The following is an 11,374-nucleotide window of genomic DNA, read 5'->3' on the forward strand; positions in this document are numbered from 1 at the left end:
TCTCTGCCGTCAATCGCCTACTTTTGAACCGTAAATAAAGAATTTTGTAAACATGAAACACACAATCTTCAGTCTGATACTCCTTTTTATCAGCACTTCAGTCTTTGCCGCACGTAAGGAAATCCTGTTGAACGAGAACTGGATGTTCCGTTTTTCCCATCAGGTACAGTTTAAAAGCGAGGAACGCGTGAACCTGCCTCATACCTGGAACAGCGGCGATGCCCTTTCCGGTAAACAGGATTACTATCGCGGAATGGGTAACTATACCAAAACGCTGTTTGTAAAGCCCGAATGGAAAGGCAAACGCCTCTTCCTGCGTTTTGAAGGAGTCAATACAATTGCGAATGTTTTCATAAATGATGTTCATATCGGCGAGCACCGCGGGGGATATGGCGCGTTTGTATTCGAGATTACGGATAAGGTGAAATATGATGCCGACAACCGGATATTGGTAAAAGTGAATAATGCCTTGCAGCAGGATGTCATGCCGTTGGTCGGCGATTTTAACTTCTATGGAGGGATCTACCGGGATGTAAATCTGATTATCACAGACCCGGTTAATATCTCGTTGACCGACTATGCTTCTCCCGGTGTCTATCTGATTCAGAATAAAGTAACGAAAGAGCAGGCCGATGTAAGAGCAAAAGTTCTGGTATCTAACGGAAGCGCGACGGCTCAGCCTGTAAAAGTGGACGTCAAGATCTGGGATGGCGATAAGCTCGTCCAACAGCAGGATATAAAGGTCACGGTGGATGCCAATGACTGGGCCACAACCGGAATGGATTTGACAATACGGAACCCCCATTTGTGGAAGGGTCGCAAAGATCCGTTCATGTATAAGGCAGAAGTCTCTCTTTCCTCAGAAGGCCAAATAATCGACCGGATTGTCCAGCCGTTGGGATTGCGTTTTTATCATGTGGATGCGGAGGAAGGTTTCTTTCTGAATGGCGAATATCTGAAACTGAAAGGCGTATGTCGCCACCAGGATCGGGCGGAACGGGGAAATGCGCTTTATAAGATGCACCATGATGAAGATGCGGCCATTATGGTCGAGATGGGAGCTAATGCCGTTCGTCTGGCTCACTATCCGCAAGCGACTTATTTTTATGATCTGATGGATAAGTATGGTATTGTCACCTGGGCTGAGATCCCGCAGATCGGGCCGGGCGGATATCAGGACCAGGGTTACATCAACCAGCCTTCTTTCCGCGAGAACGGGAAAGAGCAGTTGAAAGAACTGATCCGCCAGCATTATAATCATCCGTCGATCTGTTTCTGGGGACTGTTCAACGAGTTGAAGACCATCGGAGACAATCCTACCGAATATATCGAGGAACTGAACGACCTGGCTCATAAGGAGGACCCGACCCGCCTGACGACATCTGCCAGCTTCCTTTCTTATGACGATGATATAAATAAGGTAACCGATGTGATTGCCTGGAACCAGTATTTCGGTTGGTATGGCGGTTCACCGTCCGATATGGGGAAATGGCTGGACGCCAATCACAAGGCGCATCCGGAATATAAGATTGCCATCAGCGAATATGGCGCAGGGGCGAGCATCTACCACCAGCAGGATTCCGTGAAACGGGGGATTGCTTCCGGCTGGTGGCATCCGGAGAATTATCAGACCTATTATCATATCGGTAACTGGAAAGCTTTGGCGGAACGTCCGTTTGTCTGGGGCTCTTTCATTTGGAACCTGTTTGATTTCGGAGCGGCCCACCGTGTGGAAGGCGATCGCCCCGGCATCAACGACAAAGGTCTGGTTACTTTCGACCGTAAGGTGAAGAAAGATGCTTTCTATTTCTATAAAGCGAACTGGAACGAAGACGAACCGTTTGTCTATATTACGAACCGTCGCCATCGCGACCGTTCCTTGGCTGTTACGGATATCATGATCTTCTCCAATCAGCCGGAAGTCGAATTGTTTGTAAACGGAAAAAGCATCGGCAAACAAAAGCCGGACGAATATGCGACATTCGAGTGGAAAGGTGTCGCTTTGCAGGATGGGGAGAATACGATAGAGGCTCGTTCCACCCAAAAGAAGCATCCTGTGAATGACAAAGTGGTCTGGACGGTGAAGTAAAAATAGTACACAAGAAAGAAGAATCAGGTACGCCGATGACGCGGATTAGGCGGATGGGCGCGGATCATATTAATAGAAAAAATCTGCGTAAATCCGTTAAATCCGCGTCATCCGCGTACCTGGTTCTTCTTTTTGCGTCTTTGGCTTTAGTTCCCGTAAGGAATCAGTTCTTTCAGTATTTGTTCTTTATACCACGGATCATCCGCCTCTTTCAGCAACGGAACCATTTGTTTGCATAAGTCGGATATGATCTCTTTATTCTCCTGCCAGGGCAGGTTCTGCATCTGATACGGATCTTTCAGGTCATCAAACAATAGGACCTCCTTGAGTTCTTTTGTCTTCCGGTCGATCGTGAGCGACATTGTATATTGATGTGTTTTGATTCCTCTCGACACCGGAAAATAAGAAATGACTTTTCCTTCGGCGTCCTTGTCGCCATCGACATTTTTGATGTACAAGGCTCCCTGACGCAAAGGAACGGAAGAGTCCTTTCCCGTAAAACGTCCCGCATAATTCCGTCCTTCCACGGTTGTCGGAATTTGTTTTTCCAGGCCGCACAGTCCGAGTAGGGTCGGCATGATATCAGGGGAAGACAACAAAAGCTCGCGGTCGATCCGAGGGGTTACTTTTCCGGGGAAACGAACCATAAACGGGACGTTCATGCTTTCGGCGTAAGGCGAGTTTTTCGGATCGTCCGTATTTTGGCTGCACATGGTCTCTCCATGATCGGAAGAGAAAATAACGAGGGTGTTCTTGTCCAATCCCTGTTTTTTGAGTTCGTCCAATATCCGTCCGAAAGCCCGGTCGATGCCTGTCACCGATGCAAAGTAATAACGTACGGATGGTGCTTTTTTCATTTCCCGGTTCACATTCGGACGAATCAACAGGCTGTCCAACGGGAGGTCCTTATATAGGTTGTAATCTTCCTCCATGCAATCTTCCAGTGAGGCATACGGGCTGTGAGGCGGGTTGAAGCTGACCATCATAAAAAACGGCTTATTCGGATCCCGCACGTTCCCTTCATTCCGCAGGTAGGAGATGGCTTTGTCTGCTTCATGTTCGGGCGACCACTCGTTTATCTCATGCTTGACGCCTTCGGTATCCCAATAGTGCGGATGCTTGTGGACGTCATAGGTCCCGTACGAATACCAGTAATCGAAACCATGCCGGCGTTCTGCCGGAGTATAGGCATCCCAGGCCGGAACACGGTCTTCCACGTATTTTCCGGGACGTTCCGGGTCATTGGGAGTCGGGCAGTCGACATGCAGTTTCCCGATATAGGCACAATTATAGCCTGCCTGGCTGAACACGTCGCTGATGCAGGTTGCATCTTCGCGCAATGAACTGATCGGGCGGTTGGCATTACAGTTTAGAGGCACTCCGCTATGTTCCGGAAACATCCCCGTCAACAGTATTCCCCGGTGCGGACTGCTCAGCGGGCAGTTGCTCATGGCCGAAGTCAGCACAACGGATTCTCTCGCAAACCGGTTCAAATTAGGCGTATGCACCGGATCCCCCTCAAAATTCACCGCTTCTCGGAATCCTGTTTCCCGCCAGAATCCCATCGCATGGTTACGCATCTGGTCGGGGAAGATGTAGATGACGTTAGGGATAGAAGGAGAATCTGTAGAAACCGGAGTTTTGCATCCTGTTATAAAAGTGGTTATACAACCGAGGCTCAAGTAAATAAATTTTTCCAATTGTTTTTTGTTATCTGTATTCATAAGCTATGCAAGATTATTGGATACAAATTAAATTAAAAAGGTTGTAAGAAAGGAATAATTACCTGTAATCTTACAACCTTTTGAAATTTCTATCTGAAATTAGTGCTTACCAATCTGGATTTTGTGTTAAAGCCGGATTCTTTTCAATTTCATTAGCAGGAATGGGCCATAAATAATCACGTGATTTTACGACGCGAGTATAATAAGATTTTCCTGTAAAACCTTTTTCAGCTTTACCGTTTAGGGTTTCTAATAATCCCCAACGACGCATATCACTGAAACTATGCCCTTCTGCGGCTAATTCGACTGCACGTTCATGCTTGATACGCTGGAAGATTTCTTCTTTAGTGTTAGCATTCAACCAAGTCGGTCCGCTATTTAATCCCGGCATGTCTACACGAGCACGGACCTGATTGATCAGAGCGACAGCTTCGGCTTGTTTACCTAATTCGTTATCACATTCTGCCAACATTAATAAAACGTCTGCATAACGGATTAATGGGAAGTTGATCGGTGTGTCCTCACGGTTGTTGATAGCACCATCCATATCGTATTCGGCAACAAACTTACGCCACAAATAATTTTCATAATTGCCGTTGACACGGATCAACCCATGACCATCGTCCTGGCCTTCTTTACCGATTACATATTCGCAATCCATTGGTGCGTTAGAGTACCAACCTTTATACATGGTATAAGGTAAGATAATACTTGCAGCCATACGTGGATCACGTTTGTCATACATTTCCAATAATTTGTCTTTTGCTTCCGGATAAGCTTTTACGACAGATTTTTTTTCTACATCTGCACGGAATGTCGCATCCTTAATTTTATCATCAGTAGTGAATCCCGGTACAACCTCTTCCCAATCGAACGGGCGTCCATCTTTCCATTCATACGAATCGACAAAATCGGTGGCAGCCATTACGTTATTCCAGCAACTCCCGAAAGAGGCACGACTTCCCATGTAGAATGTCATGGGCATACCGATATCAGTACCGACACCTCCGATATTCTGTATAGCGAAGATCATTTCATTACTATCGTCACCTCCCGGTTTAAACAAGTTTTCGTAGCTGCTATACAATGCATAATTTCCGCTGTTGACTACTTTTTCGAAACATGCTGCAGCTTCCGCATATTGCTTGTTGAACAGTAACACTTTGCCTTTCAAAGCTGTTGCTGCTCCGGATGTGGCACGACCTTTGTTGGCGTCATCCCACTTGGAAGGAAGAGATGCGATAGCGGTGTCCAAATCCTTCAATATGAAAGAACGGACATCTTCTGCTGAACTGCGGGGTTCTGATAAATTATTGAAATTATCCGCAATTACAATTGATTCGTCGTAAATGGGTACTCCACCGAAGAAATCAAGCAATGCGAAGTAGAAAAGTCCGCGCATGAATTTGGCTTCTCCTGTATATTGTGCAATAAGTTCGCCACTCATGTCACATTTATCGATGTTTTGGAGTACAATATTAGCGCGTGCTATCCCTTCATATAAAGTCTTATATTTATTTAAGACCGTACCTTCTTTTACATCGTAAGTACCTCTTTGGACAACAGCGTAAGATGCAGGGTCGTATCCCATTCCGATACCGCCCAGGCAATCCATTGAAAATTGTTCTCCAAAAGCATCGTTATATTGCATTGCATTATAAACCCCCATCATGGCCTGATCTGCATGATCTTGTGTTTTGAAGAAGTTGCCCGAATCCAATTTATCCGCAGGAACTCTATCCAAATCGTAACATCCGCTAAATAAGAACAGAGATGCTACAAATGTCGATAATATTTTATATTTATTCATGATTCTATTCTATTTAAAAAGTTACATTAAGACCAACTACAGCCTGTTTCATGGAAGGATAATTTAAACCGCTGATTTCCGGATCGAAACCTTTATATTTGGTGAAAGTGACAAAGTTCTCCAAACTACCATAAATACGGATTCTTTCTAATTGCATCTTTTCTACCCATGATTTCGGTAACGTATATCCTAACTGAATATTTCTGATTTTCAAGAAATTCTTGTTTTGCAGATAAAAGTCGCTTTGCTGTGTGTTTACTTTGGAACTGTATTCGAGCAAACGGGGATACGTTGCATCCGTTCTTCCTTCATACCATCTGCCGTCTGCTACTTCTTGGTTGATCTGGTAGCCGTAGCGTACGGTCGGGGTATTATAGGCTGCACTTTGCCAATACACTTTTGCACCGGCTGATCCTTGGAACAAGATGGAGAGGTCTATCCCTTTCCAACTACCGGACAAGTTCAAGCCAAACATATATTTAGGATTGGGGCCATCACTGACAATTTCTTTATCGGTATTGTCGATAATGCCGTCTCCGTTTAAATCTTTATATAAAAGATCACCTTTCTGAGGGGTTCCGAATGCAGCGAATGGATTTACTTTCTTTCCGTTTTTATCGACAGGAGCATTATCGATCATCTGCTGAACAAGCGCCATGTCTTCGTCTGTCTGTAAAATGCGGTCAACACGTAGCAGGTATTGAGAATTGATGGAGTGACCTTCCCAAATCAGGTTTGCGCCGTCTATTGACTGGCCTCCCAAATCTTTTCCCTTATATTTGTTTACAACGTTCTTTACGTACGTGAAGTTCCCATTTACAGCATAAGAGAAATCTCCGACTTTATCCTGCCAACCCAATGTCATTTCAAGACCTTGGTTGGTTACGGTTGCACTGTTGATCTTCGGTATGGTTGTGATACCGTGTGCATCTGAAGCAGGCAGGTTAATCAAGATATTGCTTGTCTTTTTATTGAAGTAGTCGATTGTTCCGGTCAATCGGTTGTTCAATACGCCGAAATCAACTCCGACATCGGCGACCTTTGTCGTTTCCCAAGTTAAATCAGGGTTTGCAATTGCAGCCTGAGCCAAGCCCATTGCCAATCCGTTATTTAGGACATAATTCAACACTTTGCCGTCTTTGTCTTTATTGGAGAACAAAGATAATGCTTCATAGTTTCCAACTGCGTTATTACCTAACGCACCGTAAGAAACACGCACTTTTAAGTTGCTTAAGCCTTTGCTGACAAGGTCTTCCATGAATCCTTCCTGGTCGATGCGCCATGCGGCAGATCCTGATGGGAAATATCCCCAACGGTTGTTGGACAAGAAACGGGAAGAACCATCTGCACGCAGGTTAAACTCTACCAGATATTTGTTTTCCCAATCCAGATTCAGACGACCGAAGAATGACCTCATAGCCCATTCCGTGCTTGTACCGCTGGCTGTCGCATCGCCTGTCGCTGCGTTTATAGCATTCAAGCTCAAGTCGATCATGTCATACTTGCGGGCATCGAAATTCTTTTCCCGATACAGTTCCTGGCTACCGCCGACCATCACATTCAAATCGAGCTTATTGTTGATCAGCTTGGTATTATAGCGCAAAACAACATCTCCGAAGTAGCGTTCCAGTTTGCCGTCGTAGTTATAGATATTCGTTTTACCTCTGTTTGTCCATCCGATTGTTTCAGTCTGGAAATTCCATTGATCGATGAAGACCGGTTTTGTTTCGCGCATTTCATCTGTCATTTCATACGAGTAAGACGCTGTCGCGGTAAAACCTTTAAACGGCGTTAATGTTCCGACAAAACGTGCGCGGACATTGTTTCTCCTGAAATTACCTTCTACGCGGTTCAAACGTGCCAACGGGTTGTTGTTGGCGGCCTGTGCATCGTCTTCCGAGTTGTTGGGAACTCCATAGCGTCCGTCGGGAGCCCGGAATACCATACCCGGAGTTGTCGCTGAGGCATAAGTGAACAAGTCGTCGAGCACGGTTGTCACGCCCGATGCATTGGTATATTTGGCAGCAGGTCCCATGTCGGCAACATAACCGCTGACTTGTGCACCCAGTTTCAACCAGGGTTTTACGTCTGCGTCTACATTTATACGTCCGTTGTACTTTTTGTAGCCGGCATTTTCGACGACACCCGGATTATCGCTGAAACCGAAAGATGTATAGAACCTGATCTTTTCACTACCTCCGTTCATAGACAACACGTGATTGTTGGCTACGGCTGATTGGAACGTTTCGTCTATCCAGTCTGTGTTAGGATAAAGCAGTGGGTTCTTACCTGCATCATTTCTCCATGCGTCGATACTTGTCTGGCTGAATTTCGCTGCTAATTTGGAGTTTGTGTATCCTTCATTCACCAATTCCATATAATCGGCATAATTAGACACCGGAGTTAATGTTTTGCGGATGGATTCGAAAGAAACATATCCATTATATTCCAGTTTCAAGGAACCTGATTTGCCTTGCTTGGTGGTGATAAGAATGACACCGTTTGCTGCTCGTGAACCGTAGATAGAAGCGGAAGCGGCATCTTTTAATACAGACATCGATTCGATATCCTGCGGGTTTACCGAGTTTATGTTTGCTTCAACTCCATCAATGATTACGAGCGGAGACGATTCGTTCAGCGTCCCCTGTCCACGAACCTTAATGTCGGCATTGTCATTACCCGGCTGGTTGCTCGATGAAGAGACCTGTATACCGGCAGCCATACCGGCCAAAGCTTGTGATACGTTGGTGATAGGACGGCTTTCAGTTAATTCGCTAACATTAATGGAGGATACGGATCCGGTCAGGTTTACTTTCTTTTGTGTACCGTAACCAACAACGACAACTTCTTCCAAAGCTTGTGAGTCCTCAATCAGCTTAATATTGAAAGACGTCTGGTTGTTTACGGGAATTTCCTGATCCTTGTAACCGATGTAAGAAATGACAAGGATCGAATTGGGAGATACTTCCAATGAGAAATTACCGTCCATGTCGGTAATCGTACCATTAGTTGTTCCTTTCTCTACGACATTAGCTCCAGCGATAGGACCAAGTGCATCTTCTACTACACCTTTGATACTGTGTTTTGCCTGTTGGGGAGAAGCTACAACAGGATTGGGTTCATCTGAACCGAACGTACCGATTGAAGGATTAGCCGAGGCCATCCCGATTGATACCAGGAACATGGTAGCTCCCAGGTACATCGCTCTCGATACATAAAAGCGTTTAAAATCTTTTGTCATAATAACACCAGATTGATTAGTAAATTGATAATAATTCTCGTTTCTCTAAAATTGGCACTTTGTGTTCTTCTATATGTGTTTTTCACAAAAGTGTGTTTTGATCTGAGTTCTTCAAGAACTACGATCAGAACACTGCAAATTTAGATGTTAATAATGTGCATGGATGTATAATTTTATCCATTTGATATGCACTAATCTTCCAACGGTGAGTTTTTAGCAATGCCTTAAGTGTTTGTATATTAGTATATTGTGTGATTTCTGTTTTATATAACATATAAATTTGGTTTAATAAGTAACATATTTATTTAGAATTCATGTTTGAATATTCATATAGGCACACATCGAAGCATAAAAACGATACCATTGGGGCAAATACTCATAATCCGGCAGGAGTGAAACGTAAATGATGATTTACCTGTCACTTTTGGATCAAGCCAAAAGTAACAGACAAATCATTATTTTGATGTTGCTAATTTTCTTAATATCTGAACCTTTTCCGTACAAATAGAGAAACGAATGTAACTCTCCCTTACAAAGACAGGATTATTTCTTCACTTAAACCGGTGCATTTTACTATAGTAGCAATATCTACCCCCGTATTTTTCATCTTGGAAGCGACTTGACGCATGCCTTCGGCAAGGCCAACGGCTTTTCCTTCTGCAAGGCCTTCTGCTTTTCCTTTTGCCTCACCTTCGGCGATTCCTTCTATTCTCCCTTCCCATTTGGCCGTGTCGATCACGTCGTTTTGGATCATGATGGCATCGAGATGGCGGTCGTAGATGAGGCGTTCCTGGGGCGACATCGAGTAGTATTTCAACTTCTCGCGGGCTTCCTTCAGTCCCGGTGCGGTCGTGTCGGGGCGGATCGTGCCGTCTTTCAGGTATTCGATCCATTCGTCCAAAGGGGTGAGAGCTACTTTGTCGAACTCGTTTACACGGACCAGGATATATTCGGGGAAGATTTCGGCGGGAAGGCGAGAGACGAGGACATCGCGTTCGCGCATGTTGACACGCAAGTGGTCGCCCGTATGCACGCCGATGAAATGATTCTGCCCGTGATAGATATAATCCGTCCCGATGCCGATGTCAAAATAAAGGATGCTGATGGAGTAGACTTTCTTGATTTTCTCGTAGCTTTCACCTATGGAGATATGTTCGGTGATGGCTTTGGCGACACCGTAGAGAATGCGTTCCAAGTAATGCAATTCGCGTGTGTTCTGGATTTCGACGAGGATGATTTCACCTTTGCTGTTCAAGGCTTTGATGTCGACGCGGTTGAACTTGTCGTCGGCGCTTTCCTGGTTGCCTTCGCTTTCGAGGATTTCGACGATCCTGATCTCTTCGTTCAGCATGACGGTCAGGAAACCGTCGAGCACATCGAAATTGGCCTTCTGGCGCAATAGACGCTTGATGGCCCAGTCGAAGCGAATATATCTGTCCTGCAACTTTTTTCTTTCCATCTCTTCCATGATTTTCAGATCTGACTCTTCCTTTTTCATAGTTACTGTTTTATTAGTTATTACTTAATCCACAAATATACATATTATTTATATACGGGAGGGCGGATCGGGAAGAATGTTTCGGATATTGGCAAATGTAAGTTTTACCTTTCCTGACAATGATACATGATGTGATAAAGATTGAACATCTATTTCTGTTATGGATTCATATATGATAGATTACAATAACCCCAGATTGGCCCGGATTCTATTTCGGGTAAAATTCCGGATCGTTTTGATTTGACTTTTTGCCGGTTTTTTACCGGAATTGGTAACGATTGAAAAAACGTCATAGGCGAAAAATGAAAAAACGATGTCTCTTTGCAATCAGATAGGAGAAAGAACGGATATTCTGGAAAACCTGAACTCCCGGAGAATCGCCTGTAATAAAAAGAGTCGGAACATTTCCTGTATATCTTAAACCGATTCCGGGACTTTCCAGCCACGACGACCGTCTTCATTTCCCTTACGACCGTCTTCGTCGCCATCAGCACGGTCGTCATGCTATATACATTGCGCATCTCAGAGCAATTATGACCGTCTTCGTGGCAAAAAACTGCGCACCTCAGCCGACAAAGCCCTTTTTACCCGCAAAAAAGCCGAATTTCAGCCCTATTATTAAAGATTGTATTTCGTTGTTAAAGAACCGGTATTATACAATAAGCTTCCCGTTCAGCCACAAATAAAAGGTACGAATATAATAATATTTGAAACATTAAAGAACCAGGTTCGCGGATGACGCGGATGAAACGGATGAAAGCGGATTTTAATTATTTTATCCGTTAAGATCCGCCCGATCCGCGTCATCCGCGAACCTAGTTCTTTAGTGGGACATTTAGTTTCAAATCTGCCAAATATTGAACCATAAATGATAACGAAGTACCATAGTTCTTGAAGAACTATGATAATATTTTGAACATGTAAAAAACACAAACGATAATTTAATGAAATATGAATTATAAATCTAATTTACTAATCAAATCTGGTGTTATTATGACAAAAGATTTTAAAC

General features: G+C 44.3%; 5 protein-coding genes. 1 reads left to right on the plus strand and 4 read right to left on the minus strand.

From position 1 onward, the window contains the following. The first annotated feature begins 52 nt into the window (after positions 1-52). Complete coding sequence (gene lacZ4, locus ACW6QF_RS04485; RefSeq protein WP_456086961.1) at positions 53-2,089, plus strand: beta-glucuronidase LacZ4; 2,037 nt, start codon at positions 53-55, stop codon at positions 2,087-2,089. Positions 2,090-2,235: 146 nt separating this feature from the next. Here lacZ4 and ACW6QF_RS04490 read toward each other — a convergent pair whose 3' ends face one another. The 4 genes from ACW6QF_RS04490 to ACW6QF_RS04505 form a co-directional block, all read right to left on the minus strand. Next, positions 2,236-3,789 (minus strand): sulfatase family protein, encoded by a 1,554-nt coding sequence (locus ACW6QF_RS04490; protein ID WP_456086968.1) that lies wholly within the window; start codon positions 3,787-3,789, stop codon positions 2,236-2,238. A 130-nt stretch (positions 3,790-3,919) separates the two neighbouring features. Continuing rightward, positions 3,920-5,623: a RagB/SusD family nutrient uptake outer membrane protein gene (locus tag ACW6QF_RS04495; RefSeq protein WP_456086962.1), complete on the minus strand. Its 1,704-nt coding sequence runs from the start codon at positions 5,621-5,623 to the stop codon at positions 3,920-3,922. Positions 5,624-5,636: 13 nt separating this feature from the next. Then, entirely contained in the window at positions 5,637-8,864 is a 3,228-nt protein-coding gene (locus ACW6QF_RS04500) for a SusC/RagA family TonB-linked outer membrane protein (RefSeq protein WP_456086963.1), read from the minus strand. 529 nt (positions 8,865-9,393) lie between these two features. After that, positions 9,394-10,362, minus strand: coding sequence for an Rpn family recombination-promoting nuclease/putative transposase (locus ACW6QF_RS04505; protein WP_456086964.1), 969 nt, complete (start codon positions 10,360-10,362; stop codon positions 9,394-9,396). Between the last annotated feature and the right edge of the window lie 1,012 nt (positions 10,363-11,374).

The organism is Parabacteroides sp. (assembly GCF_977054455.1).